26 protein-coding genes are annotated in these 23,819 nt (G+C 56.0%); 13 read left to right on the forward strand and 13 right to left on the reverse strand.

Annotated features, from left to right (window positions below; translation table 11 throughout):
• Positions 1–3 precede the first annotated feature (3 nt).
• The gene (locus D9A02_RS03665) at positions 4–1,191 is read left to right on the forward strand and encodes a CaiB/BaiF CoA-transferase family protein (RefSeq protein WP_120499611.1); all 1,188 of its coding nucleotides are present in this window, start codon (positions 4–6) and stop codon (positions 1,189–1,191) included.
• Between the two features lie 109 nt (positions 1,192–1,300).
• On the opposite strand, the gene meaB is transcribed toward D9A02_RS03665, so the two are convergent.
• On the reverse strand, positions 1,301–2,275 hold the full coding sequence (gene meaB / locus D9A02_RS03670) for a methylmalonyl Co-A mutase-associated GTPase MeaB (RefSeq protein ID WP_120499612.1): 975 nt from the start codon (positions 2,273–2,275) through the stop codon (positions 1,301–1,303).
• Here meaB and D9A02_RS19135 point away from each other — a divergent pair.
• Positions 2,274–2,432 (forward strand): hypothetical protein, encoded by a 159-nt coding sequence (locus tag D9A02_RS19135; RefSeq protein ID WP_162932956.1) that lies wholly within the window; start codon positions 2,274–2,276, stop codon positions 2,430–2,432. The two genes, meaB and D9A02_RS19135, sit on opposite strands and share 2 nt — an antisense overlap.
• Positions 2,407–4,857, forward strand: coding sequence for an ATP-dependent helicase HrpB (hrpB, locus tag D9A02_RS03675; protein ID WP_120499613.1), 2,451 nt, complete (start codon positions 2,407–2,409; stop codon positions 4,855–4,857). Before D9A02_RS19135 ends, hrpB begins: the two co-directional genes overlap by 26 nt.
• A 102-nt stretch (positions 4,858–4,959) precedes the next feature.
• On the opposite strand, the gene D9A02_RS03680 is transcribed toward hrpB, so the two are convergent.
• A complete protein-coding gene (locus D9A02_RS03680) occupies positions 4,960–5,946 on the reverse strand; it encodes a sterol desaturase family protein (protein WP_120499614.1) in 987 nt (328 codons plus the stop codon).
• A 102-nt stretch (positions 5,947–6,048) separates the two neighbouring features.
• Here D9A02_RS03680 and D9A02_RS03685 point away from each other — a divergent pair, with 102 nt between their 5' ends.
• The gene (locus tag D9A02_RS03685) at positions 6,049–6,999 is read left to right on the forward strand and encodes a LysR family transcriptional regulator (RefSeq protein ID WP_120499615.1); all 951 of its coding nucleotides are present in this window, start codon (positions 6,049–6,051) and stop codon (positions 6,997–6,999) included.
• Between the two features lie 88 nt (positions 7,000–7,087).
• On the opposite strand, the gene gndA is transcribed toward D9A02_RS03685, so the two are convergent.
• The 4 genes from gndA to D9A02_RS03705 form a co-directional block, all read right to left on the reverse strand.
• Positions 7,088–8,494: an NADP-dependent phosphogluconate dehydrogenase gene (gene gndA, locus D9A02_RS03690; protein ID WP_120499616.1), complete on the reverse strand. Its 1,407-nt coding sequence runs from the start codon at positions 8,492–8,494 to the stop codon at positions 7,088–7,090.
• Positions 8,495–8,639: 145 nt separating this feature from the next.
• Complete coding sequence (locus D9A02_RS03695; protein ID WP_162932957.1) at positions 8,640–9,677, reverse strand: AraC family transcriptional regulator; 1,038 nt, start codon at positions 9,675–9,677, stop codon at positions 8,640–8,642.
• Positions 9,678–10,036: 359 nt separating this feature from the next.
• Positions 10,037–10,963, reverse strand: coding sequence for an ornithine carbamoyltransferase (gene argF, locus D9A02_RS03700; RefSeq protein ID WP_120499618.1), 927 nt, complete (start codon positions 10,961–10,963; stop codon positions 10,037–10,039).
• A gap of 71 nt (positions 10,964–11,034) precedes the next feature.
• On the reverse strand, positions 11,035–12,207 hold the full coding sequence (locus D9A02_RS03705) for an aspartate aminotransferase family protein (protein ID WP_120499619.1): 1,173 nt from the start codon (positions 12,205–12,207) through the stop codon (positions 11,035–11,037).
• A gap of 276 nt (positions 12,208–12,483) precedes the next feature.
• Here D9A02_RS03705 and D9A02_RS03710 point away from each other — a divergent pair, with 276 nt between their 5' ends.
• From D9A02_RS03710 to D9A02_RS03720, 3 genes are read left to right on the forward strand one after another with little or no spacing between them, the layout of a single operon-like run.
• Entirely contained in the window at positions 12,484–13,392 is a 909-nt protein-coding gene (locus D9A02_RS03710) for a DMT family transporter (RefSeq protein ID WP_120499620.1), read from the forward strand.
• Between the two features lies 1 nt (position 13,393).
• Complete coding sequence (locus tag D9A02_RS03715) at positions 13,394–13,882, forward strand: GNAT family N-acetyltransferase (protein WP_254054535.1); 489 nt, start codon at positions 13,394–13,396, stop codon at positions 13,880–13,882.
• Positions 13,882–14,730 carry a DMT family transporter gene (locus tag D9A02_RS03720; protein ID WP_120499621.1) on the forward strand — a complete coding sequence of 283 codons (849 nt, stop codon included), beginning with the start codon at positions 13,882–13,884 and terminating at the stop codon, positions 14,728–14,730. The genes D9A02_RS03715 and D9A02_RS03720 overlap by 1 nt, the downstream gene beginning before the upstream one ends.
• Here D9A02_RS03720 and D9A02_RS03725 read toward each other — a convergent pair.
• Complete coding sequence (locus D9A02_RS03725) at positions 14,727–15,176, reverse strand: NUDIX hydrolase (RefSeq protein WP_120499622.1); 450 nt, start codon at positions 15,174–15,176, stop codon at positions 14,727–14,729. The genes D9A02_RS03720 and D9A02_RS03725 overlap by 4 nt on opposite strands.
• 62 nt (positions 15,177–15,238) lie before the next feature.
• On the opposite strand from D9A02_RS03725, the gene D9A02_RS03730 reads away from it, so the two are divergent.
• On the forward strand, positions 15,239–15,961 hold the full coding sequence (locus D9A02_RS03730) for a triacylglycerol lipase (RefSeq protein ID WP_120499623.1): 723 nt from the start codon (positions 15,239–15,241) through the stop codon (positions 15,959–15,961).
• The gene (locus D9A02_RS03735; protein ID WP_254054536.1) at positions 15,958–17,106 is read left to right on the forward strand and encodes an alpha-D-ribose 1-methylphosphonate 5-triphosphate diphosphatase; all 1,149 of its coding nucleotides are present in this window, start codon (positions 15,958–15,960) and stop codon (positions 17,104–17,106) included. Before D9A02_RS03730 ends, D9A02_RS03735 begins: the two co-directional genes overlap by 4 nt.
• Positions 17,107–17,120: 14 nt before the next feature.
• Here D9A02_RS03735 and D9A02_RS03740 read toward each other — a convergent pair whose 3' ends face one another.
• The 5 genes from D9A02_RS03740 to D9A02_RS03760 all read right to left on the reverse strand — a co-directional run bounded on the left by D9A02_RS03740 (position 17,121) and on the right by D9A02_RS03760 (position 20,768).
• Entirely contained in the window at positions 17,121–17,615 is a 495-nt protein-coding gene (locus D9A02_RS03740; RefSeq protein WP_120499625.1) for a GFA family protein, read from the reverse strand.
• Between the two features lie 205 nt (positions 17,616–17,820).
• Complete coding sequence (locus tag D9A02_RS03745) at positions 17,821–18,450, reverse strand: hypothetical protein (protein ID WP_120499626.1); 630 nt, start codon at positions 18,448–18,450, stop codon at positions 17,821–17,823.
• Positions 18,451–18,948: 498 nt separating this feature from the next.
• A complete protein-coding gene (locus D9A02_RS03750) occupies positions 18,949–20,016 on the reverse strand; it encodes a 5-(carboxyamino)imidazole ribonucleotide synthase (RefSeq protein WP_120499627.1) in 1,068 nt (355 codons plus the stop codon).
• A complete protein-coding gene (purE, locus tag D9A02_RS03755) occupies positions 20,009–20,497 on the reverse strand; it encodes a 5-(carboxyamino)imidazole ribonucleotide mutase (protein WP_120499628.1) in 489 nt (162 codons plus the stop codon). Before purE ends, D9A02_RS03750 begins: the two co-directional genes overlap by 8 nt.
• Positions 20,498–20,543: 46 nt before the next feature.
• Positions 20,544–20,768 (reverse strand): YdcH family protein, encoded by a 225-nt coding sequence (locus tag D9A02_RS03760; protein ID WP_120499629.1) that lies wholly within the window; start codon positions 20,766–20,768, stop codon positions 20,544–20,546.
• Positions 20,769–20,928: 160 nt separating this feature from the next.
• Between D9A02_RS03760 and D9A02_RS03765 the strand changes: the two genes are divergently transcribed.
• From D9A02_RS03765 to D9A02_RS03780, 4 genes are all read left to right on the forward strand, one after another.
• Entirely contained in the window at positions 20,929–21,342 is a 414-nt protein-coding gene (locus D9A02_RS03765; RefSeq protein WP_120499630.1) for an Hsp20 family protein, read from the forward strand.
• A gap of 4 nt (positions 21,343–21,346) precedes the next feature.
• Positions 21,347–21,574 carry a DUF1150 family protein gene (locus tag D9A02_RS03770; RefSeq protein ID WP_120499631.1) on the forward strand — a complete coding sequence of 76 codons (228 nt, stop codon included), beginning with the start codon at positions 21,347–21,349 and terminating at the stop codon, positions 21,572–21,574.
• Positions 21,575–21,590: 16 nt separating this feature from the next.
• Positions 21,591–22,478: a PhzF family phenazine biosynthesis protein gene (locus D9A02_RS03775; RefSeq protein WP_120499632.1), complete on the forward strand. Its 888-nt coding sequence runs from the start codon at positions 21,591–21,593 to the stop codon at positions 22,476–22,478.
• A gap of 344 nt (positions 22,479–22,822) precedes the next feature.
• Entirely contained in the window at positions 22,823–23,269 is a 447-nt protein-coding gene (locus tag D9A02_RS03780) for a hypothetical protein (protein ID WP_254054538.1), read from the forward strand.
• 33 nt (positions 23,270–23,302) lie between these two features.
• Here D9A02_RS03780 and D9A02_RS03785 read toward each other — a convergent pair whose 3' ends face one another.
• Complete coding sequence (locus D9A02_RS03785; protein WP_120499633.1) at positions 23,303–23,761, reverse strand: DUF3592 domain-containing protein; 459 nt, start codon at positions 23,759–23,761, stop codon at positions 23,303–23,305.
• Between the last annotated feature and the right edge of the window lie 58 nt (positions 23,762–23,819).

Below are 23,819 nucleotides of genomic sequence, written 5' to 3' on the forward strand. Positions count from 1 at the left end.
AACATGGCAGGGGCACTTGATGGATTGGTCGTTCTGGACCTGAGCCGCATTTTGGCGGGGCCAACCTGCACACAGATGCTGGGTGATCTGGGGGCAACCGTCTGGAAAATCGAAAATCCAAAATCTAAGGGCGACGATACCCGCGCGTGGGGCCCGCCTTACGTGCGTGACGTAGACGGCAATCAGACCGACCTGAGCGCCTATTTCATGTGCACCAATCGCAACAAACAATCCGTTGCAGTTGATATCGCCACGCCCGAGGGGCAGGAACTGATCCGCCAGCTGGCCGTGCGTGCCGACATTGTGGTTGAGAACTTCAAGCCGGGTGGATTGGCCAAATACGGGTTAGATTATGATAACCTGAAAGCGGTGCATCCGTCGCTGATCTACTGCTCGATCTCTGGCTATGGCCAAACCGGCCCGAACCGCGAAAAGCCCGGTTATGACCTAATGGCGCAGGGCTTTGGTGGCATCATGAGCCTGACAGGCGAGGTTGAAGGGCAACCGATGAAAGTTGGCGTTGGCATCTCTGATGTGATGTGCGGCATGTACGCCACCGTCGGTATTTTAGCGGCGCTGCGCCACCGCGACCAAAGCGGCGAGGGGCAGCATATTGATGTGGCGCTTGTGGATACACAGATGGCGTGGTTGATCAACGAGGGCGTTAATTTCCTGACCAGTGGGCAACTGCCTGAACGCCGCGGCAACGGCCACCCCAATATTGTACCCTATGAGGTCTTTGGCACCTCAGATGGCCATGTGATTGTGGCGGTTGGAAATGACGCGCAGTTCCGGCGATTTTGCGATTTTCTGGGCATGACCGCATTGGCTGATGATGCAAAGTTTGGCACCAACCCGGCGCGGATCGAAAACCGTGCTGAGCTGATCCCGCAGGTATCTGAGCGTTTGTTGGCGTTTACATTGGATGAGGTGATCGCGGGGCTGGAAGCGGTGAAAGTGCCCGTTGGTCCAGTGAATACACTTGATCGTGCGTTGGGGTCCGATCAGGCCAAGGCACGAGATGGTGTGATCACTATGCAGGTTGAGGGCGTTGAAAACGGAGAAGTGTCGTTACTTGGCAATCCGCTGAAGTTTTCTAAAACGCCAGTCAGCTATCGCACCAGTCCGCCCCGCTTTGGTGCGCATACGGATGAGGTTTTGGCGCAGCTTGGACAAAACGAAGAAATCTGAAGGTGCGCATTGGTTGATGCGCGCAGGATGTTTTGCGTTTAGGCCACGCAGGCCCAGAGGGCGCTGCCCCTAAACCCCCGAAGTGTTTTGAGACAAAGGTAGTTGGGGTTTAATTTTGGAGTTCGCGCAGGACGACTTGTGCGGCAACTGAGGGTGTACTTTCCCCCCGGCTGACGGCCTCGGATGCCGCGAACATGGAGGCTTGTGCTTTGGGGGTTTGCAGGAGGGACAATAGGCCTTGACGTACCTCCTCTTCGAACCAGTACCGGGCTTGTTGAGCGCGCCGGCCATCAAAGTGCCCTGCGCCACGACGCCAGTTGGTCAACTCCGTCATTTCGTCCCAGACAGTTTGCAGTCCATGTTCCTCAAGGGCGGAAACCATCATGGCTTTGGGGAATCCTGCAGGGTCTTGTGGGCGTTTGCGTAGCAACCTGAGCGCTCCAGCGTAATCCGAACAGGTGCGCATTGCCGCTGGCTTCAGGTCTCCATCGGCTTTGTTTACAAGAATAATATCAGCCATTTCCATGATGCCGCGTTTAACACCCTGCAATTCATCCCCACCGGCCGGAGCCAAGAGCAGCACAAACAGATCAGAGATTTCAGCGACCACGGTTTCGGACTGGCCGACGCCAACGGTTTCAATCAAGATGACATCGAAGCCCGCAGCCTCACATAACGATACGGCTTCGCGGGTGCGGCGGGCGACACCGCCAAGGTGTGTTTGGCTGGGCGAAGGGCGGATATAAGCATTCGGCTCGCGGCTAAGACGATCCATGCGGGTCTTGTCACCCAAGATTGAGCCACCAGAACGGGCAGAGCTTGGATCAACTGCCAACACGGCGACCCGCAAATCCAGACCAGTCAACATCATGCCAAAGCTTTCAATGAAGGTCGATTTGCCCACGCCGGGCGTGCCCGAAAGACCGATGCGGATTGACTGCCGACCTGAATTTTTCAGAACGTCAATCAGCTCAGCTGCCTGCGTGCGATGATCGGGGCGGGCGCTTTCAACCAAGGTGATCGCACGGGCCAGCGCGCGCCGGTCGCCATTGAGAATTTTGTTGCTCAGCTCTGTGATGTTCATGCCTGTCGCCGGTGGTGAAATCTGTTACATCATTCATGCCTTGGGGTTTGGGCTTTTGTCTAGTGGGATAATTGGTCTGCGGGCGCAGGTCGCACTGGCAAACTGGAGCTTGATCCCCGATAAGTTTGATTATGACAGCGAACCTGCCGATCTATGATGTTCTTATACCCTTGCTTAATGCTCTGCGTCAGCGAGGATGTGCGGTTTTGCAGGCCCCCCCCGGGGCGGGTAAAACCACTGTCGTGCCATTGGCGATGTTGCAGGCCAATGTGACGGACGGAATGATCGTGATGTTGGAGCCCCGCCGTTTAGCGGCGCGTGCGGCTGCGGAGCGGATGGCGCAAACCTTGGGGGAAAAGGTGGGCGAAAGCGTGGGCTACCGTGTCAGAGGGGAGGCAAGGGTTTGCGCCACGACACGCATCGTTGTTGTGACCGAAGGCATTTTGACACGGATGATCCAGTCTGATCCTGAACTGTCCGGTGTCGGCGCGGTGATTTTCGATGAATTTCACGAGCGCTCGTTGAACGCGGATCTGGGACTGGCGCTGTGCTTGGAAATCACTGGGGCCTTGCGGGAGGACCTGAAGTTACTGGTCATGTCAGCGACGCTAGAGGCAGAACCAGTGGCACAGCTGATGGGCGACGCACCAGTGATCACCTCTGACGGGCGAAGTTTTCCTGTTCAATCACAATGGCTTGAACGCCACTTGCGTAAGGAGGTGCGGTTTGAAAACGCCGTTGCCGATCTGGTGCAGCAGGTCGTGCAGGAGAGGGACGGTGGCATCTTGGTGTTCCTCCCCGGAGAGGGAGAAATCAGGCGTGTCGAAGCATTACTCAAAGATCGCTTGCCGAAAGATGCTGTTCTACGCCCCTTGTTTGGTGCGATGGATTTTGCAGCGCAACGGGTTGCAATCCTTCCAATGAAAACTGGTCGCAAGGTGGTGTTGGCGACCTCGATTGCCGAGACATCCCTGACTATTCAAGACATACGTGTGGTGGTGGATGGCGGGAAATCACGCCGTGCCCGGTTTGATCCTGCATCAGGTATGTCACGGCTGGTGACTGAACCGGTCACACGGGCCGAGGCGACGCAGCGCGCTGGTCGTGCCGGGCGTGTGGCTGAGGGGACGTGTTATCGATTGTGGAGCAAGGGGGAGGAGGGGGCTTTGCATGCCTTTCCCCCAGCAGAGATTGAATCTGCTGATTTGTCGGGGTTGGCACTGGAGTTGGCGGCGTGGGGTGCGCGACCTGAGGAGTTGGCCTTTCTCACGCCACCCAATCTGGGGAGTTATGGCGAGGCGCAGGATTTATTGCGCCTTTTGAGTGCCTTGGATGTAGATGGGCGCATTACGGAGCATGGTAAAATCCTTTCGACATTACCGCTGCATCCGCGTTTGGGGCATATGCTGGCAATGGCAGGAACAGAGGCGGCGCCTTTGGCGGCGCTGCTGGCGGATCGTGACCCGTTGGGGCGGGGGGCACCGGTGGATTTGGCACTGCGTTTGTCGGCGGTACGGGATTTCAAACGTTATACCAGCGAGGCCCGTTATCCGGCCAATCGCGGGGGTGTTGAGCGGATAAAGCAGGAAGCGAAGCGTTTAGCCAAGCAGTCAAAATCAGTTTTAAAGCAAAAGCTTAGCGATGCGGAAATGGCAGCGTTGGCTTATCCGGATCGCATCGGATTACGCCGTAAGGGTGATGCGCCACGTTATGTTTTGTCAGGCGGAAAAGGCGCGATAATGCCGGAAGGCGACCCGCTGTGTGGGGCGCGGTTGATCGTGGCGACGGAGCTGGATGGCAACCCGCGCGAGGCGAGAATCAGGCAGGCGATCCAAATTTCTGAATCTGAAGTGCGCAGCCTGTTTGGGGATCAGATTGCTTGGAATGACATTTGTGAATGGTCCAAACGGGATCGGCAAGTGATTGCGCGGAAACAGGAAAACCTGGGATCTGTGGTTCTGGCGGATCAACATTGGCGCGATGTGCCCAGAGATGTGGTGGCGCTGGCGATGTTGGATGGCGTTAAGGATTTAGGGCTGAGTTGGAGCGCTGCGGCGGAGCGATTTGCCAAACGGGTTGAGCTGGTTCGGGATGGTGGAGATGAGTTGCCCCAGATGACTGAGGCAGCGCTATTGGAGATGCTGGAGGATTGGCTACTGCCTTATCTGGAGGGCATAAAAACCGCCCAGGATTGGAAGCGATTTGATATGCTTGAGGCCCTGCGTGGGTGCCTGTCGTGGGAGCAGATGCAACGCCTTGATCAGGCCGCCCCGGCGCATTTCACCACACCTTTGGGGCGTAAAATACCAATTGATTACGGTGGATTAGATCCGGAAATCAATTTACGCCTGCAAGAGATGTTTGGCCAAACTACGCACCCGATGGTGGGGAATACACCGCTGCGGGTGACACTATTGTCCCCCGCTGGACGGCCGGTGCAGACAACGATGGACATCCCCGGGTTTTGGGCCAGCAGCTATGCCGATGTGCGCAAGGATATGCGCGGGCGATACCCCAAACACCCCTGGCCCGAAGATCCGACACAGGCCGACCCGACGCTTAGGGTAAAGCGGCGGAGTTAAGGCGCGTAATTGCGTACAAGTTGTACAGGCTGTACGCGGGTTTGGTACATAAATTGGATCGGCGTGATGGTGGGCAGTAATGCCCACACTACGGTCACAATATCAGCTTCGCCGCCCTCGGCGTTCTTTTAAGCGTTCGTGGGCCTCAGCAGTGCCGTCGTGGAAGGAGCCGAACCATTTGTCCCAGGGCATTTCAAGATTGCCGTAGTTCACCTCAAAATACCGGTGGTGCATCTGGTGGTGAAAGGTGCCCAAAGCGAGGTGTTTTTTGTTTTTGACCAGCAGGTTTTCAAAACCGGTGTGGGAACTGGCGGCGGTCAGGCTTTGGCTTTGCATGTGAAAGAGAATGTGTAGCGGGTGCGCGGGCACGATGAAGTGGATCAGGATTGAGCTGAAATAGATCAGATGTTCAACCGGGTGCATCGACAGACCGGACCATGGCCCGACGTTGATGTTGCGGTGGTGAAGGGCGTGGGCGAGTTTGTAGAGCGGGCCCCAGTGCAGGGCGCGGTGGACCCAGTAGAAGTGGAAGGAAATCCATACCGGAGTAAGCAGGAAGACCAGCACAAACCAGACAGGGTTGTCGGACCAATAGAGTAACGGTGCCCAGCCGTTGCTCATGGCCCAGAACATCAGCACCTCGTACGCCGTCCAAAAGCCGACGCCGCTGGTCAGGGTCCAGAACATGTTGTCGCGGACTTGCCCGCCAAAATTGAATTGCTTGCCTTTGGTCATCAGCGGGCGGCCGTCGTATTTAAGGCGTTTGCCTTGGCCATGGCGCATGTAGAAGAACCAATGAAGCCCCCCGGCAACGAGGCCGATCAGGATCATGTTACGCAGCCAGATGGCAAAGACCCAGTCAAACGACAAGGTGGCGGTGGTTTCCAGCGAGGGTTGGAACCACATCCATGTGATGAGAGCGACCACAATCAGAATTGTGTTTTCAGCAAATTGCAGCCAACGCACCGAGAGCCAATCCAGCATCCGGCGCGGGTCTGGTGGCCAGCTGAAGAACGGCGAAGCTTGAATTGGCACGTCGGGAGTGTGGTTCCAACCGGGCAGGGTAGGTTTTTCGGCGGTGTCGGTCATTGGCGTGTCTCTTGTCAGATTGGGCAGAGTATGACGCAGTTGTCATTTTATGAAAAATAGATTTATGAGGCGTAATAAGTCTGATTTTCAGGGGAAGCTACGATGTCGGATGATCTACGCTTGTCTTTGCGCGCGCTTAGAGCTTTTGCCACAGTGGTGGAACAAGGATCGATTTCGGCGGCGGCAAAGGTTTTGAATATAGCGCCTTCGGCGATTGGTGCGGCGTTGGATCAGGTTGAGACCGAGTTCGGCGCGGATCTGTTGGTGCGCACACGGGCGCGCGGGATTGCGGCGACAGCTGAGGGGATCGAGGTGGCGGCACGCTTTCGGGCGCTGTTAGAAGATTATGCGGAGTTGATGGATGCCGGGCGTGATCTGGGCCAGTCTTTGTCGGGAACTTTGCGGATTGGATATTACGCCCCGGTGGCCCCGGCGTTTCTGCCTCAAATTCTTTGCCCAATGATGGCTGCGAATCCGGGGTTAACGCTTGAATTGAAAGAGCATGACAATGACAGCGCACAGGAGGCGTTGTTGGCTGGGGCATTGGATGTGATCCTGTTTGCCGGGCATGATTTGCGGCGGGGAATTGAAACGGAATTGCTATTAGAGCTGCCACCCTATGTGCTGGCACCTGAGGGGCATGAGATTACACGACAGGTGCCGGTGCCGGTGAAAGCCTTGGCCGATTATCCGCTGGTGCAATTAGATTTACCGTTGGCGCGGCCCTATCTGGATCGGTTGTTTCAATCTGCGGGCATCGCTCCAAAAGTTGCGGTCAGAGCCAGCAGTACAGAAATGGTGCGTGGGATGGTTGGTGCAGGCGCGGGCGTGTCGGTGCTGGCGATGCGTCCGATGATCAATGTCAGCTACGGCGGAGACCGATTGGTGACGGTGCCGTTGGAGCCAGATGTACCGCAGTTGCAGTTGTTATCGGGACGGGTGTCGGGCCGACCGAGAAAGTTAGTATCAGTGTTTCTGCAGATTTTGCACGGTTGGATGCAGAGCGAGGCAGCAGGCGAATTGACGGTTGGCGTGGGGTCACACGCGGGTTGAGGTGCAGACGCCGCCTAAGCGTTCTGCCCAAAGCGTTTAGAATTGCCTGTGGGGGGATGGTGGGTTTGCAGCCACCCTACGGCGCCTTTTAGGTGTCGTCCCACCAAGGGCCGTGGTGTTTGCCGTCTTCTCCGAGGCGTTCAAAGCCGTGGTAGCCAAAGAAATCACGTTGTGCCTGAATAATGTTGGCGGTGCCATATCCCTGCCGCATGGTATCGAACCAGTTGAGGGCGGATGAGAGTGCCGGAATGGCGTGACCACCGGCAACGGCCGCACTAACGACTGTGCGCAGCGCAGGGACGGTGCGAGACAGGGTTTCAGTGAACTTGGGCGAAAGGATCAACTGGCCATGTGGGGGTTGATCTGCAAAGGCCTCGGAAATGTCATCCAATAGGGCTGAACGGATAATGCAGCCAGCGCGCCATATTTCGGCAATGCGACCCATGTCGAGGGCCCAGCTGTATTCTGAGGAGGCGGTCACGAGGATGCGAAAACCCTGCGCGTAGCACAGGATGCGGGCAGCGAGGAAAGCATCGGCAAGCACGCCGGGATCAACGGTGAACCAGTCACGTGCGCCACCGAAGTGATTTTGCATGTCTTGCCGGATGTCTTTTTCCGAAGACCACGCGCGGGCGCCTACGGCAGCCTCGATCATATTGGCGGATTGGCCCATGCGCACGGCTTCAACCACGGTCCAGCGACCGGTGCCTTTTTGCCCGGCGGCGTCTTTGATGACGTCCACCACGGCGTGACCACTGAGCGGGTCGGTGTATTGTAGAACCTTGCCAGTGATTTCGACGAGGTAGGATTTGAGCGGGCCCTTGTCCCATTCCTCAAACAGTTTGCCGATGTCGGCGGGGGGCCAGGCGGCGCCATTGCGCAGCAGGCCGTACAGCTCGGCGATGACCTGCATGTCGGCATATTCCACGCCGTTGTGCACGGTTTTCACAAAGTGGCCCGCGCCATCAGGGCCAAGGTGATCGACGCAGGGATTATCTTGGTAAGTGGCGGCGATGGCGCGCAAGATGGGGCGCAGTTGTTGCCAGCTGTGATCCGTGCCGCCGACCATCATCGACGGGCCAAAACGCGCGCCTTTTTCGCCACCTGAAACGCCCATGCCAACAAAATGGAGGTCTTTTTCGGTCAGCGCCTTGGAACGGCGGCGGGTGTCGTGAAAGTTGGCGTTACCGCCGTCAATAATGGTGTCGCCGGGGTCCAGAAGCGGGGTGATCTGTTCGATCATTATATCCATAGGCGCACCCGAGGGGATCATGAACAGGATCACCCTTGGCGTGGCCAGACCGGCAACAAAATCGGTTAATGTGTTGTGCGGGTGCAGCCGTTCAGACAGGTTATCGGCGCCAGAGATGAAACTGGAAATCCAGTCGACCTCGCGGTTGGTGACGGCGACCTCAAAACCATGATCTGCCATGTTCAACGCCAGTGCGCTGCCCATTGTTCCCAATCCATACACACCGATTTGCGCCTGTGTCATGAAGCCTCCGTTCACTGATGACGAAATCGCAGGCTACGCCGTGGGGCGGGATTTGCAAGGGGACTTTGTGCTTCAATATTGCTGAAGTGGTGCATCGGCATTTTCTGATGTGCGCTGTGTGATGTGCGGGAGCGTGCGCTTTATGCTAACTCACGCTGGCCCGATAGGTTTTGGGTGTGGCGCCAGCCCACCGCTTGAAAGCTGTCGTGAAGGCAGCTTGATCGGCGTAACCGAGGAGAAAGGCGATCTCGGATATGGGCGTTGCACTTTGCGCCAGATAAGTTTTTGCAAGCTTGCCACGCAGTTCATCTAAGATGGCAGAAAAAGACAGACTGGCATGTGAGAGGCGTCGAGAGAAGGTTCGCTCACTCATACCCAGTTGAGAGGCGACTTGTGGAGCGGTTAAAAGCCCCTCTGGCAGGTGATCGATCAGCAGGGCCTCAACACGTACGCGCAGGCTGGGTTCTGGTTGATTGAGTTGCGCCACGAGGGCGTCCCCGTAGTTTTCCAAGTGATGGAGCAGGCTTGGATCATAGGTCGATACCGGAAGGTCGAGGATTGCAGAGGGCAACTTAAACATGGTGTGCTTCGCGCCAAAGGCGACGTGACATCCCGCAAGCCGGGTGATCGTTTGCTGACAATCCGGGGCGTCGTGTGAAAACCAGATTCCACGCAGGTTTATTTTGCGGCCTGTCAGATTTCGCATCGCTGTCAAAATGGTGAAGACCATGAACTCTCGAACCCGGTCGCCGAATTCCAAGTAGGGGTTTTGCTCACATAGGATAATAGAGACTTCGTCGTTTGACGTTTCTGTCTGGTACCTGAAATTTCCGTCTGCCAGAGCTGTGTATTTGGAGGCATTGCGCAGGGCGTCTCTCAGGTTTTGTGAATATTTCGCGACATAGAGAGGAATGCTGGTGTTTCTCTCAAAATTCAGCCCGGCCCTCGCTGCAAAAGCCTTGTCGTGCACGATCGTCACTGCGTTCTGAAGGAAGCGGGCCTCTTTCTCGGCGCTGATATAGTGACCTTCTTGTTTCAGATCAGTTTCTTTTAACCCGGAAGCGTCAAGCGCCTGCAGGACGTCGGCCTGGCTGCCAGTGTGTTTTTCCAGTTCTTGCGCAAGGTGCATAAGACGATGAGCTGAAACCAATTCGTTTTGTGTGGTTGAAGTGCGCTTGTTCAAAATTTTGCTCTAATCAATGTCGGTCGGGCACAGGCCGTGCGTCCATGTTTAGCATGACACGTTCAATAGGCATAGAAACCCGTTTATTTCGCGAGATTGGCGTTTGTTCAAAAACATGTGGCCCAGATTCAATAAACGAACTGTGAAGAATGACCCAAGTTATGCTTAAGATTCGTGAGAAATCGAAATTCTATCAACTAAATTTGGTTAATAGGCGCCGGAACTTACCACTCACTGATGCAGAAGATGGCCCTCCACCTGCATCGGGCGCCGCATTTACCAATGGCACCGGGTTGGGGAGACCGGTGCCATTTTTTAAGTCTTTTTGGTGCATCAGAACGCGTCGGTGAGTGTCTGCGTTAGACACCCAAGCACCAGCGCATGATGGCTTTTTGGGCGTGCAGGCGGTTTTCAGCTTCGTCAAAAACTACAGAATTGGGGCCGTCCATGACGGCGCTGGTGGCTTCTTCTTCGCGGTGCGCGGGCAGGCAATGCATGAACAGGGCATCCGGCTTGGCGTGGGACATCAGCTCTTCGTTGACCTGATATGAGCGCAGCATGTTGTGGCGACGCTCCTTGGTGGACTGGCTGTCATGCATTGAAACCCAGGTGTCGGTGACCACCAGATCGGCGCCTTCGACGGCTTTGAAGGGGTCGCGCTCGATACGGATATTGCTGCCGGCGTTGCGGGCAAGCCCGATGAATTCATCCTCTGGGTCCAGCTGTGCGGGGCCGGTGAAGGTCAAATTGAAGCCAAATTGGCCTGCGGCATGCAAGAAGGAGGCGCAGACGTTGTTGCCATCGCCAGACCAGACGACGTTTTTGCCTTTGATCGGGCCACGATGTTCCTCAAAGGTGAGGATGTCGGCCATGATCTGGCAGGGGTGGGTGCGGTCAGTGAGGCCGTTGATGACCGGCACGTCGGCGTATTCTGACATCTCAATGAGGACAGATTCGTCAAAGGTCCGGATCATGATCAGGTCAACATAACGGCTAAGAACGCGGGCGGTGTCGGCAATTGTTTCGCCGTGGCCCAATTGCATTTCTGTGCCGGAAAGCAACATGGTTTGACCGCCCATCTGGCGTACACCGACGTCAAAGGACACGCGGGTCCGGGTGGAGGGTTTTTCAAAAATCAACGCAACCATGTGGCCGGCAAGGGGCTGATCGTCATCCGTAGCACCACGGGTACGGCCGGCACGCGCATCTTTCATCGCTTTGGCGTTGTCGATGATGGAGCGCAGGTTGTCAGGCGAGGTTTTATGGATATCGAGAAAATGGTTCATGTTTTATGCTTTCGGTTGGCGGGGGAGGGGCGCTGCCCCTCTTACCCCGAGATATTTTTGGTGAGATGAAATCAGGACGCCAGTTGAGTGGCGGCGGCGTCGAGGCGTGTGACAGCCTCAGTGATTTCCTCATCTGTGATGGTCAGTGGCGGCAACAGGCGAACGACATTGTCAGCGGCGGGGACCGTGGCGATCAGATGATCATAGCCCGCGTTGACGACATCAGCAGGGGCGACCTTGCATTTGAGGCCGAGCATCAGGCCACTGCCGCGGACAGTCTCGAACACTTCGGGGTGTGCGGCAATGAGGCCTTCGAGCTTTTGCCGCAGCAGGCCTGCCTTGCGATTGACATCCTCAAGGAAAGCCGGGTCGGAGACGTGATCCATCACCGCGCAGCCGACGGCACAGGCCAGAGGATTGCCGCCATAGGTCGACCCGTGCGTGCCTGCGGTCATGCCTTGGGCCGCATTTTCTGTGGCGAGTACGGCACCCAGAGGGAAACCACCGCCGATGCCCTTGGCGACCATCATGATGTCAGGGGTGATGCCAGCCCATTCATGGGCGAACAGGCGCCCGGTACGGGCAACGCCGCATTGCACTTCGTCCAAAATCAACAACAGGCCATGTTCATCACACAGCGCGCGGATGTCTTTGAGTAGGTCATCGGGCAATGGGCGAATGCCGCCTTCGCCCTGAACGGGCTCCAGCAGGATTGCGGCGGTGTTATCGTCGATCGCGGCTTTGACGGCATCGATGTCCATCCACGGCAGACTGATGAAGCCGGGCAGCATGGGGCCGAAACCCTTGGTCATTTTCTCGGACGCGGCGGCAGAGATACCAGCGGAGGAGCGGCCGTGGAATGACCCCTCGAACGTCAGGATGTTCACCCGCTCGGGCTGGTTCTGTTCGAACCAGTATTTGCGCGCCATTTTGACCGCCAGCTCACAGGTTTCTGTGCCGGAGTTGGTGAAGAACGCGGTGTCGGCGAAGGTATGTTCAACCAGCTTGTCAGCCAGCGCTTCTTGCTGGGGGATGTGATAGAGGTTGGATGTGTGCCACAGGGTGTTTGCCTGATCAGTCAGCGCCTGCACCAGCGCCGGATGGGCATGGCCAAGGGCGTTCACGGCGATCCCGGCGGCGAGATCCAGAAAGCGTCGGCCGTCTGCCTCGATCAGCCAAGAGCCTTCGCCTTTGACGAAGGTCAAAGGCGCACGGTTGTAGGTGGGCAGAACGGACGGGATCATCGCAGTTATCCTTTTGTGGTGGTCAAACCTGTAAGCACAAGGCTGAGTGCCTGACCGAGGGGTACATGTCAATTATGATGAAGGGATGTGGCGTAGGTGGCCACGGGAACAAACAGGTGGGACGTCAGGCGCGGGTGCGTCGGCGTCGGGTGGCAGTATATGTCATGCGTTTGTTCATATGGCCCCTTTAGCGGGTTGTGGATGATCTGGAAAGAAAAAACTTTCAGGGGCACTTTCAGGCTTGCCGTATGGCGCGTTTGCGGCCACTGCTGAGGGATGTCTGAAAGACCTGAACAAAACCCCGCATTGGCCGCCTGCCTGACATTGGCAGCGTCGGGTTTTGCGGCGGGCACAACCTTGTTGGCCAAAGCATTGGGCACAGGGGTTTTAGGGCCGGAAATGCATGCATTGCAAATTAGCCATGGGCGGTTTTTGTTTGCACTTATGGCGATTGGGTTGAGCGTGCTGGTCTTGCGGCCACAGTTCACGCGACCCAATCTGAAGCTGCATGTTGGACGTTCGGCGCTGGGTTGGGGCGGGGTGACGTTTATGTTTGCGGCTGCGGCGTTCATTCCACTGTCAGATGCGACGGCGATCAGTTTTCTCAATCCGGTGTTCGGGATGATGTTGGCCATTCCTTTGTTGGGCGAGAAGGTCGGTAAGTGGCGCTGGCTGGCGGCGATTGTGGCTCTGATCGGCGCAACGATCCTGACCCGCCCGGGGGCAGGCAGCATTCAGGCCGGGGCTTTGTTGGCGTTGGGGTCAGCACTTTTGCTGGGGGCCGAGTTGATATTCATCAAGCTGCTGGCGGGGCGCGAAGGGCCATTGCAGGTGCTGCTGATCAATAATCTCATTGGATTGTGTATCGCGAGTTTTGCGGTGCTGTTTGTCTGGCAGATGCCGACGCCTGCGCAATGGGCCGCATTGGCCGGTATCGGCGTGTTGATGGCAATGGCGCAGGCGTGTTTTGTCAATGCGATGGCGCGGGCAGATGCGAGTTTTGTGGCGCCGTTTTTCTATGCGGCTTTGGTGTTTGCAGCCCTTTATGACGCGGTGATCTTTGGCGTGGTGCCAGATGCTATTTCGATCATCGGGGCGGTGATCATTTTGACCGGCGCGGCACTTTTGGCGTGGCGCGAAGGGATGGCACGGATAAAGCTATCTGATGCGAGCGATGGGGCATGAGATGATCAACGGGCCTGATTTTGGTCGTGAAATGCGGCGCGGAGAAGAGGGTGAGGTCGAGGCCCTGCTGCGTCTGGCCTTCGGCGGCGACGAAGAAGTGCGACTGGTGCGCCAGCTGCGCAAGGATCGAGTGATTGCCGGCGAAATGGTGATGACGTTCGAAGGAACTCTGGTCGGTTACTATGCTTTGTCACAGTTTGTGGCCCCTAAGAAATGGTTGTGTCTGGCGCCGGTTGCCGTGCACCCGGATGTGCAGGGGCGTGGATATGGCCGCCGGATGATCGGGATGTTGACGGCTTGGGCGCAGGCGTCGCGTAATACGGTTGTGGTGCTGGGGCAGGTTGGATTTTACGGGCGTGCTGGTTTTAATGCAGAGCGGGCGGCAAAGCTGACCTCACCCTACCCGATTGAACATACGTTGCTGGCTGGTCCGGGGGAGGACGTGCCTGAGAAAGAGCTGATCTATCCCAAGGCTTTTGGTGACCTGTGATGCGATTGTTTTTGCTGACATCGCTGACCATGGTGGCCTTTGCCGCAAATTCGGTTTTGAACCGGATGGCATTGGCGGATGGGGCCATTGATGCGGTAAGTTTTGGCGCGGTGCGCTTGCTGGCTGGGGCGTTGATGTTGGCGGTGTTGTGCATGATGTTGCGCGGTGGCTTGGTTCTACGTGGACCGGGGCGACTGCTGGGAACGCTGTCGTTGCTTTTGTATATTTTTGGGTTTTCGCTGGCCTATGACGGCTTGGATGCCGGGCTGGGGGCGCTCGTGCTGTTCGGTGTCGTGCAGATCACCATGTTTGCTGGCGCTTTGATGTTGCGTGAATTTGTGCCGGCACGTCGGTGGGTCGGTGCGGGCTTGGCGTGTGTCGGGCTGGCGTGGTTGCTGTGGCCCGGAAGCGGCGCGCAGATCAGCCCATTGCATGGAGGGTTGATGGCGTTGGCCGGTTTTGGCTGGGGGTTGTATTCGCTGAACGGACGCCGGGGTGGGGATGCGTTGCAGGCGACGGCGGCGAATTTCATTTTAGCTACACCGGTGGGGGTGGTTTTGATGCTGGCGTCGCATGGCACGCAGGGCATTGTTGCGGCGTCATGGTCCGGGATTGCGCTGGCTGTTTTGTCGGGCGCTGTGACCTCCGGTATGGGCTATGCGCTATGGTACAGCGTCTTGCCCAAATTGCCCGCAGCGGTGGCGGCGGTGGCGCAGTTGACGGTGCCGGTGATTGCCATGGTCGGGGGTATGTTGCTATTGTCCGAGGCATTGACGTGGCAGTTTGTGATTGCTGGTGCGCTTGTTCTGGGTGGCGTTGCGGTTTCAGTGCTGAAGCCCCGCGCCTAAGGCACGATCAGTTCCAGCGGATCGTAAACGACACTGTCTGAGAAGGCGACCGCAGGTAGGCTGTCGGGCTTGAAACGGATGGTTTCCAGATCAGTTTGAGAGAAGAACCTGCGGCGGTTGACGATCTGTTCGGGGTCCTGCCAATCCTCATCTAATGTACCGTCGGTGATTTGGCAGCGGAAATAGATATCAACCTGATGAAAGCCACGTTTGGGATCGTGAAACTCATTGACCAGACAGGGCTGACCGACGTCGATGGCCAGGCCGGTTTCCTCAAAAACTTCGCGTTTGAGGTTGTCGGGCAGGGAGGCGCCGGGGTCGACCCCACCCCCTGGGGCGCACCACAGGTCAGATTTCTGACCTGCGTAGGCGTTGACCAGAAGCAGTCGGCTATTTTCAACAATGATGGCGCGTACGGCCAGTCGGACAGGTTTATAGGTGGACATGACCCCTCGTCACTTTGGTTGAGGGGTTTTGTAACGCGCGCTTTGGGCCTATCTCAAGAGATATGAGACATTGTTTGATTTTACTGAGTATTTTGTGTCCGGCATCCGCCGTTGCGGACTGTGCCGTGTTGTTGCACGGGCTGGCGCGCACGGATGCGTCGTTTTTGGTGATGCAACAGGTGTTGGAGCTTGATGGTTACACCGTAATTTCGCCCAAATATCCATCAACAAAAGAGCATATCGAGGAACTGGCCGACACAACCCTGCCAGCGGCGATTAAGTCTTGTGGACAGGATCGCGTGGATTTTGTCACCCATTCGATGGGGGGCATCTTGCTGCGCGAATGGTTGCGCGATCACAGGCCCGAAAATCTGGGCCGAGTGGTGATGCTGGGGCCACCCAACCATGGATCGGAAGTGGTGGACGAACTGGGCGGCAATGAACTTTTTCAATGGATGAATGGCCCGGCTGGGGGGGAACTGGTCACAGGCCCTGAAGGGATACCTGCGCAATTGCCACCTGTGGACTTTGAATTGGGGGTGATTGCGGGCACGCGGTCGCTTAATCCCTATTTCTCGACCATCATCGAAGGACCGGATGATGGCAAAGTTTCGGTTGCATCGACGCGTGTGGACGGTATGAGCGATCATATCACCCTTCCGGTCACACATACCTTTATGATGAACAACCCAATGGTTATCGCACAAACAAAGCAATTTCTGAGGACAGGCCAGTTCAACCCGGAGCTGGAACTGACGGATCTTTTCTGGGGCAGCGAAGATTGATGCTGCCCGATTTGCGATTAATCGGTGCGCAAGCCCTGACGCCTGACGGCTATGGCGTGCAACCTGTTTGTCTATCGCAGGGGCGGGTTGTTGAAGACAGGTCTGCACGCGAGGTGGATCTGAGCGGCTATCTGGTTTTGCCAGGTATGGTCGATGCGCATGGCGATGGGTTTGAAAAACATCTGGCACCGCGTCGCGGCGCAATGAAGGATATGGGCCTGGGGGTCGTGGCCGCCGAGGCGGAACTGGCGGCCAATGGCATTTCCACCGCGACACTGGCGCAGTTCTACAGTTGGGAAGGCGGAATGCGCGGCCCTGAGTTTGCCGAGCGAGTGTTTTCGGCGCTGCAAGATGTGCAGCCGCGTCTTGCCACCGATCTGCGCACGCAGTTGCGGTTTGAGACGCCGATGCTGGATGATTATGATGCAGTGCGTGACATGGTGGAGCGGTTTGCCATCCCCTATGTGGTATTCAATGACCACCTGCAGCATGATGTTCTGGAAAAGGGCAAACGCCCCAAACGCCTGACGGGTCAGGCGCTGAGGATTGGCCAAAACCCCGAGAAATATCTGGCCTATATGCAGGCGCTGCATGCGCGGATGGATGAGGTGCCGCTGGCGCTGGAAATTTTGGCGGATCAGCTGTGCGACATGGGCGTGCGCTTGGGCAGCCACGATGACCGGACGCAGGCACAGCGCCAAGGCTGGCATGCGATGGGCGTGCATATCGCTGAATTCCCGGAAACGGTTGAAGCGGCAGAGGCGGCACGTGCATCGGGCGATGCTGTGGTGATGGGCGCGCCAAATGTGGTGCGGGGCAGTTCGCACAATGGTAACGCCAGCGCGCTGGATCTGATCACCATGGGGCTGTGTGACGGGTTGGCATCCGATTACCACTATCCGTCGATGCGGCGGGCAGCGTTCTTTTTGGCTGAAGCGGGCGTTTTGGATTTCGCCGGAGCCTGGGGGCTGATCTCAAGTGGGCCGGCAAAGGTGCTGGGGTTGGAAGATCGAGGGGAGCTGGCCGTAGGGCGACGCGCCGATCTGGTCATTCTGGATGCAGAGAGCCGCGATGTCTGCGCCACGATCTCAGGCGGCAAAGTCAGCCATATGCGCGGCGAGGTCGCGCGGCGGTTTATTGGGTAGTGCGGTCGGCCCTATTAGTGTGGGAACATGCTGATGGCATGTGGGTGTTCGAACACATGTGAGATTTCGGGCACTTCGTCATTGGTTCTGGCATGCCGTTCATAGGTTTTGACCCCGGCGGGAATGATTGTGCCTTTCTGGGCGACGCCTAGAAAAATATGTTTGGTCTCATCTGGGGCGACATTGTACCAATTGGGGTCATCAAAAGTGCCCGCATAGATGCCAACCGCATCAGGAAAGCGTTCAAACGACAGGTGAATCTTGGTGCCGCAGTCTTCGCAGAAATGAACAAAGACCGACTTGCCGCTGCCCTCGGAGACGTGTGCATAGGTCCTGAGCGTGCCTTCAAGGATGCTCAGGTTGGATTTCGCAAATATCGGTTCAACCATATACGCGCCACCGGTTGCCCGTTGGCAAAACTTGCAGTGGCAGACTGTCAAATGTGTGGGAGGAGCAGAGACCTGGTATCTGATTTTTGAACACAGGCAGCCGCCTTCGGCAATGGTCATTGGTTTAATCCGGCGTGATTAATGTGCAATTTAATGCGTTGAGGATACCACATTTCTAACCAAGCGGCAAAAGAGCCTGACAGCTACCCGTGTTAGCCTGCTTAGTGGATGAAACGGTCATTGGTGTTCTTTAGTGGCCAAAATTGCTTCGCTCCCATCAAGTATATTTGGCCATACGCCAAACCAGATGTCTGATCACAACAAACTAGCCTTGAGAGAATTCCTTTGCCAATTCGTCGAGCTTAGACATAGCCAAATGGGCGAACTTCGTGGGTGTTTTAGAAACAATCGTGTTCCCTCCAATCATTGTGGGAACAGGATACTCCTTACCCTTCTCTTCATTATATACAGGCGCCAAAAGAACATCGGCAGCATGTTCAGTAATCGAGACTGCCTCGCAACCAGCTTTTTCAGTCACTCTGCCCTGTTGAACGTTCAAATATAGTTGATCAATTGGTTGGCTGTTAAAGTTACAATTTGTGATAATGACATTGCCATTTTTGATATCCATGACACCTGCCACATCAACCAAAGGATCTTCAAATTTTGCAAAGGGTTTTAGGCCATGTTCGACACAATTTCGTGCCTCTCGCAAATACAATAATCCTTCATCGTCTTTTGTTGAAGCATTCTTTAATTTGTTCGCCCAAGGTCTTAGATTGGGATCAAGCTTGCCATAGCCAATCATTTTTCCAATCGCTTTAGAAAAGCTGCCTAAAAAATCCTCCCATGCATCGCGTAGAGTCTGAGCCGTATCCGCCGCTTCGATATGGCCATAATTTTGTCTAGTACGTTCAACATAATATCTAACTTCTTCTAACTCTTCATGCAGCATCCTATTCCTTCCTAAAATTCCAATTGATAACTATCAGAAGTAACTCACACTATGATAGGTAGTGATCAGCATACAGCCATGCAATTCTAGAGTGCCTTTAAGGGTGAATTTTAGAACTTTGGATTTCAAGGATGAGACGATTTGAAAAGATTCGTGTTTGGCTTGCGCGGCTTTGATTGATGAACCGCAACTTAAAGCTATCGAGGGTGGAGGGGTGCTTACGTATGGTCACCAAACTGGTGCAAATGAGGTCAGAAATTCCAGCCGATCAGCCTATGTTCGGATGGAACCCGAGATGCCCCCAGACAAAAGAAATTCTGGAACTCAACTTTACAGGTTTTGTAAGTAAGTAGAGCTTAACGCAGGATTTCGTCCATATCCGAAACTGCCCGCATTCTGAAGGTCAAGTGGAGACAGCTTTGAAAAAGCGCCCGCCCATGAGGCGCCCGGGGCGCTGCGCGCCTTGATTCCGGGCAAGGTGTATGTTCGGTAAGCGATTTACTTGCTGATCCGGTTCACGTGGCCCATCTTGCGGCCGGGTTTGGCCTCGGCTTTGCCGTAGAGGTGGATTGATGTGCCTGCCTCAGCGGCAATTTCTGGAATGCGGTCAACATCATCGCCGATCAGATTTTCCATCACCACATCCGCATAGCGGCTGCCATCCCCCAGCGGCCAACCTGCGACGGCGCGGATGTGTTGCTCGAACTGGTCCACGGCACAGCCTTGCTGCGTCCAGTGGCCGGAATTGTGCACGCGCGGGGCGATCTCGTTCACGATCAGGCCTTGCGGGGTGACGAACAGTTCCACGCCCATGACGCCGACATAGTCGAGCGCATTGAGGATCTGACCGGCCAAAATAACCGCCTCAGTCCGTTGTGAAATGTTCAGCCGGGCCGGGATGGTGGTGGTGTGCAAGATGCCATCGCGGTGGACGTTTTCACCGGGGTCGAAACAGGCAACCTGACCATCCGCGTTGCGCGCGCCAATCACAGAGACTTCGTGGCTGAAATTGACAAACCCTTCGAGCACAGATGGCGCACCTGCCATATCAGCAAGGGCTTTGTCCGCCTCTTCCGGGGCCATGATCCGGGACTGTCCCTTGCCATCATAACCAAAGCGGCGGGTTTTCAGAATGCCGGGCGTGCCGACCGACAGCAGAGCGGCATCAAGGCTGGCCTTGTCATCAACGGCAGCATATGGCGCGGTTTTCAGGCCGAGACCCGTTAGGAAATCTTTTTCCGTGATGCGGTCCTGGCTGACGCGCAGCGCCTCGCGCCCCGGCCGGACCGGGCGCAGAGCTTCGAGGATATCCAGTGCAGTGGTCGGGATGTTTTCAAATTCATAGGTGATGACATCGACGGACTGGGCAAAGGCCTTGAGCGCGGCCTCATCCTCATACCCGGCGGTGGTGACAGCATCGGCCACCTGACCGGCAGGTGGGTTTGCGCCGGGTTCAAAGATATGGGTTTTCAAACCCAGACGGGACGCCGCAACCGAGAGCATACGGCCCAGTTGACCGCCACCCAAAATTCCGATGGTCGCGCCTTGTGGCAGTGCGTCAGTCATCTTGTGGCTCCTGCGGGATTGAGGCGGAGAGGGCGGCGCGCCAAGCGTCGAGCCGTTCCGCGAGGGCTGCGTCCTCATTAGCGAGAATGCCCGCAGCCATCAGGCCCGCATTGGCCGCACCGGCGGCACCGATGGCCATGGTGGCGACCGGGTAGCCCTTGGGCATTTGCACAATGGAATAGAGGCTGTCGACCCCGCTGAGCGCCTTGGTCTGGACGGGGACGCCCACAACTGGCACGCGGGTTTTCGAGGACACCATGCCGGGGAGGTGAGCGGCACCGCCTGCGCCTGCGATGATCACCTTTAGGCCGCGTTCTACGGCAGTTTTGCCGTAGTCCCACAGCCGGTCTGGTGTGCGGTGCGCCGAGACGATTTTGGCCTCATAGGCCACGCCCAGTTCATCCAATATGTTGGCGGCTTCTTTCATTGTCGGCCAGTCTGACTGACTGCCCATGATGATGCCTACGATGACCTTTGACATATTGCGCCCCTCCTCGTGAAGCGCGCAATATACGCAGCTTGATCCGCTATGCAATGATATCCGGGATTAGACGGTCCTGGATGAAGGCAATGCGATCTTTCAGTCGCAGTTTCTGCTGCTTCAGGCGTTTGATTGTCAGAGGATCGGCCGTGCCTTTTTCCTGCAGGGCGGAGATCGCTTCGTCCAGATCGCGGTGCTGGTGGCTGTATTCGATCAGTTCATAGCGCAGCACATCGTCGGATTTCATCGACAGATCACGATAGACATTCATATTTTCGCGATTCCTTTGCCTGTTTGGTGGCTAGAATACTGATATTCCTCAATTTCGCAAAGCCCTTGCGCCCGATGCCGCAAAGCCCCATATTTCAGGGGTGGTTGCCAAAATGGGACCATGAAAAACGGACTGTCGCTTTACATAGAAGGGCGTGTCGATGACGAAAGTATCTTTGGGGTCACACCCATATATGTTGGGTTTTGAGCAACTTGAGCGTCTTTTAGAACGTTCGGCCAAGTCGGGTAACGAAGGTTATCCCCCCTTTAATATAGAGCAAACTTCGGAAAATTCATATCGCATCACCTTGGCCGTGGCCGGTTTTGCCGAAGAGGATCTGGTTCTCACAGTCGAAGATCGCCAACTTGTGATTCGCGGCCGACAAAGAGATGACGTCGATCAACGCGTTTACCTGCACCGGGGAATCGCGGCGCGGCAATTTCAGCGGTCATTTGTTTTGGCCGACGGGGTTGAGGTCGGGGATGCCAATATGGAGAACGGATTGCTGCATGTTGATCTGACGCGCGCGCAGCCCGAAACTGTGGTGCAACGTATAAAAATAAATAAAGGCTGAGCAGATGAATACAGAATTTGATTTTGGCGCCGAAGGTGAAAGCGGAATCGCTTATGTTCGCGCGGTCAAAGTAGACGACCTGCCCGAGGATATGCGCGAACAGGCCGAAGGTCAGGACACGCTTTATGCGTTGCACGCCGCTGATGGTGAGCGTCTGGCCGTGGTGCGTGATCGGGCGCTGGCCTTTGTGTTGGCACGCCAGAACAACATGGAGCCGGTGGCGGTTCACTAACCATCCGGGGTGCCAGATGCCTACTTATCCTGTTGATTGGGTCGATGCCTTTGCCGATCAGCCGTTTGGCGGCAATGGGTGCGCGGTGGTGCATGATGGCGGTGTGACCTATACTGAAACCTGCCTGAAGTTTGTGCGTGAGACGTCGCTGGTGGAATGCACCTTTGTTGGGCCATCTGATGTGGCTGATGTAAACGTACGCTATTTTCTGGCCAGCCGCGAAATTCCGTTTGCGGGGCATCCGACAATTGCCACGGTGGTGTCGCTCTTGCATCGCGGTGTGGTGAGTGGGGATCATCTGACGCTGGAAACCGGGGCAGGGATTGTGCCGATTGAGATTGACCGCTCTGGCGGCGGTACGCCGGTGATTTCGATGACGCAGGTCGCACCAGAGTTTGGCGCTGAGATCCCGGTCGAGGAAGTGGCGAGGATTGGCCGGATTGCCCCAGAGGATATCGTCGGCCAGCCGCAGATGGTGTCAACCGGCCTGCCATTTTGTATTACCGTACTGAAAGATCACGAAGCCCTGCGCCGGGTGAACCTTGATAGCGAGGCACTGGCGGAGATGGCGCAGCGCTTGGGCTATAGCGGAACTGATATGTTGGAGCCGTTCTGGGTCACCTTAGAAGGCATAAGCGATGCGGGCGATACCTTCTCTCGGTTGCTGTTGGCGCCGCCCAGCCCGCCTGAAGACCCGTTTACCGGTTCAGCCACCGGCGCGATGGCGTCGTATCTTTGGCGACATAGCCTGATTGATCAGCCCGCATTTATTGCAGAGCAGGGCCATTGGCTGGGTCGCCCGGGGCAAGCGCAAGTCCGCGTACACGGCCCCTCAGATGCCATCACCGGCGTGTCTGTCGCAGGGCAGGGCTGGTTGTTGATGTCAGGTGATCTGCATCTGTAAGCAAAAAGGCTTCCCTTGATTGTTTTTGTAATCTCGGACCTTTCTTTGAATTGAACAAATTTAATAGGTGTGCGCTGAGAATGTCTGCTCCGAGCTCACAATGATCGATGCTGCACTCGGCATGAATGGCAACTATACATGTCGGTGATAATTTGCGGCTCGTACTTGGACGCGCGTATTGTCATAATTTTGATACGAATCCGCTCTACCCTGCGATTGTGAAAGAACAAACTGTCATCCAATCGTCGAAGCTGCGCGTCGTCAGCGTGCACATCATGTGGGTCGGCTTCGGACTGGTGTGGCCAATACTTTATATTTTTGCAATTCACCCGGCCAATCATATCGTGACATTTTTCAAAGCGTTTTTTGCTCTTTGCGCTTTGATGAGTGGTACTTTTGCAATAGGCGAAGCCCGAAAAACCTGGCGTATTCTCAACACACCGGGCGATTGGAAAGCCACAATCGGTGCAGGCAGGTTGATTTGGGACGTGGCCATACCTTGCAAAAATCTACCGATGGACATCGCACTCGACCATGTTGCGAAGGCAACATCGTTGAAAGTCAGCCGAACAGGCACCGATAGCGATGGCGAGTATACTGAAACCAGCGAATACTTCGAACTTCACCTGACCGACGACCGTGTCCTGAACTTTGATCGCGAAGCTGCAGGCATTAGCCCCCACCGGGTATTTTTGGCGCTTGCTGATCACGGCATCCGTTATGAACGGTGGTCGCAGGATCGGACCAAAGATAGCGTTGATAAATCAAGGATATTTCAGCGCACTTATTGAGATTTCCCAGTCAGACCTTTGAGTTCCGTCAAGCTAAAGCGCAAACCACAACACAATCACCACGATGGTGATGAGCACGAACACGCCTATGATTCCGATCAATGTGGGTAAGATCAGGTAGGATTTATGAGGCCGGGCCGGGTTGTAGAATACGGTAACGTGGTTGCCTCCATGCCTTTGGATGCCACCCTTTTGCCATTCCGCCATTCTGGTTCCGGTGGCATGAACGATGAACGGGCTCAGCCGCTTTCCGGTATAGGGTGTGCTGTCGACGGAATATTCGTAGCGCACGCGTGCTGCGTGCATTCTATCGCTGCCACTTCCAAAGCTTGAAACCCCGTCTTCCGTGAGTATTCCTGTGGTGTGCGGCCAGCGGCGCACGCGGAGGCATCCGATGATGCTAATGATGCCCATGAGCAGAACGTAGGCAATACATGTGGACAGCACCGCGTAGCGTTCCCCGCTGAGTAAGTCAGTCCAGAATATTTCCATATCGTAAGTTAACGTAAATGAGTTTGGGCTGAAACAGACAATCCGGCCATTGTCCCAA

It is taken from the genome of Roseovarius sp. EL26 (assembly GCF_900327775.1).
Classification (GTDB): Bacteria; Pseudomonadota; Alphaproteobacteria; order Rhodobacterales; family Rhodobacteraceae; genus Roseovarius.

What these genes read in the sequence shown, in the direction of transcription:
- D9A02_RS03665 (WP_120499611.1), top strand. Translation starts at nt 4, where the DNA reads ATGGCAGGGGCACTTGATGGATTGGTCGTTCTGGACCTGAGCCGCATT.
- D9A02_RS19135 (WP_162932956.1), top strand. Translation starts at nt 2,274, where the DNA reads ATGCCTGTCGCCGGTGGTGAAATCTGTTACATCATTCATGCCTTGGGG.
- meaB (WP_120499612.1), bottom strand. Translation starts at nt 2,275, where the DNA reads ATGAACATCACAGAGCTGAGCAACAAAATTCTCAATGGCGACCGGCGC.
- hrpB (WP_120499613.1), top strand. Translation starts at nt 2,407, where the DNA reads ATGACAGCGAACCTGCCGATCTATGATGTTCTTATACCCTTGCTTAAT.
- D9A02_RS03680 (WP_120499614.1), bottom strand. Translation starts at nt 5,946, where the DNA reads ATGACCGACACCGCCGAAAAACCTACCCTGCCCGGTTGGAACCACACT.
- D9A02_RS03685 (WP_120499615.1), top strand. Translation starts at nt 6,049, where the DNA reads ATGTCGGATGATCTACGCTTGTCTTTGCGCGCGCTTAGAGCTTTTGCC.
- gndA (WP_120499616.1), bottom strand. Translation starts at nt 8,494, where the DNA reads ATGACACAGGCGCAAATCGGTGTGTATGGATTGGGAACAATGGGCAGC.
- argF (WP_120499618.1), bottom strand. Translation starts at nt 10,963, where the DNA reads ATGAACCATTTTCTCGATATCCATAAAACCTCGCCTGACAACCTGCGC.
- D9A02_RS03705 (WP_120499619.1), bottom strand. Translation starts at nt 12,207, where the DNA reads ATGATCCCGTCCGTTCTGCCCACCTACAACCGTGCGCCTTTGACCTTC.
- D9A02_RS03710 (WP_120499620.1), top strand. Translation starts at nt 12,484, where the DNA reads ATGTCTGAAAGACCTGAACAAAACCCCGCATTGGCCGCCTGCCTGACA.
- D9A02_RS03715 (WP_254054535.1), top strand. Translation starts at nt 13,394, where the DNA reads ATGATCAACGGGCCTGATTTTGGTCGTGAAATGCGGCGCGGAGAAGAG.
- D9A02_RS03720 (WP_120499621.1), top strand. Translation starts at nt 13,882, where the DNA reads ATGCGATTGTTTTTGCTGACATCGCTGACCATGGTGGCCTTTGCCGCA.
- D9A02_RS03725 (WP_120499622.1), bottom strand. Translation starts at nt 15,176, where the DNA reads ATGTCCACCTATAAACCTGTCCGACTGGCCGTACGCGCCATCATTGTT.
- D9A02_RS03730 (WP_120499623.1), top strand. Translation starts at nt 15,239, where the DNA reads ATGAGACATTGTTTGATTTTACTGAGTATTTTGTGTCCGGCATCCGCC.
- D9A02_RS03740 (WP_120499625.1), bottom strand. Translation starts at nt 17,615, where the DNA reads ATGACCATTGCCGAAGGCGGCTGCCTGTGTTCAAAAATCAGATACCAG.
- D9A02_RS03745 (WP_120499626.1), bottom strand. Translation starts at nt 18,450, where the DNA reads ATGCTGCATGAAGAGTTAGAAGAAGTTAGATATTATGTTGAACGTACT.
- D9A02_RS03750 (WP_120499627.1), bottom strand. Translation starts at nt 20,016, where the DNA reads ATGACTGACGCACTGCCACAAGGCGCGACCATCGGAATTTTGGGTGGC.
- purE (WP_120499628.1), bottom strand. Translation starts at nt 20,497, where the DNA reads ATGTCAAAGGTCATCGTAGGCATCATCATGGGCAGTCAGTCAGACTGG.
- D9A02_RS03760 (WP_120499629.1), bottom strand. Translation starts at nt 20,768, where the DNA reads ATGAATGTCTATCGTGATCTGTCGATGAAATCCGACGATGTGCTGCGC.
- D9A02_RS03765 (WP_120499630.1), top strand. Translation starts at nt 20,929, where the DNA reads ATGACGAAAGTATCTTTGGGGTCACACCCATATATGTTGGGTTTTGAG.
- D9A02_RS03770 (WP_120499631.1), top strand. Translation starts at nt 21,347, where the DNA reads ATGAATACAGAATTTGATTTTGGCGCCGAAGGTGAAAGCGGAATCGCT.
- D9A02_RS03775 (WP_120499632.1), top strand. Translation starts at nt 21,591, where the DNA reads ATGCCTACTTATCCTGTTGATTGGGTCGATGCCTTTGCCGATCAGCCG.
- D9A02_RS03785 (WP_120499633.1), bottom strand. Translation starts at nt 23,761, where the DNA reads ATGGAAATATTCTGGACTGACTTACTCAGCGGGGAACGCTACGCGGTG.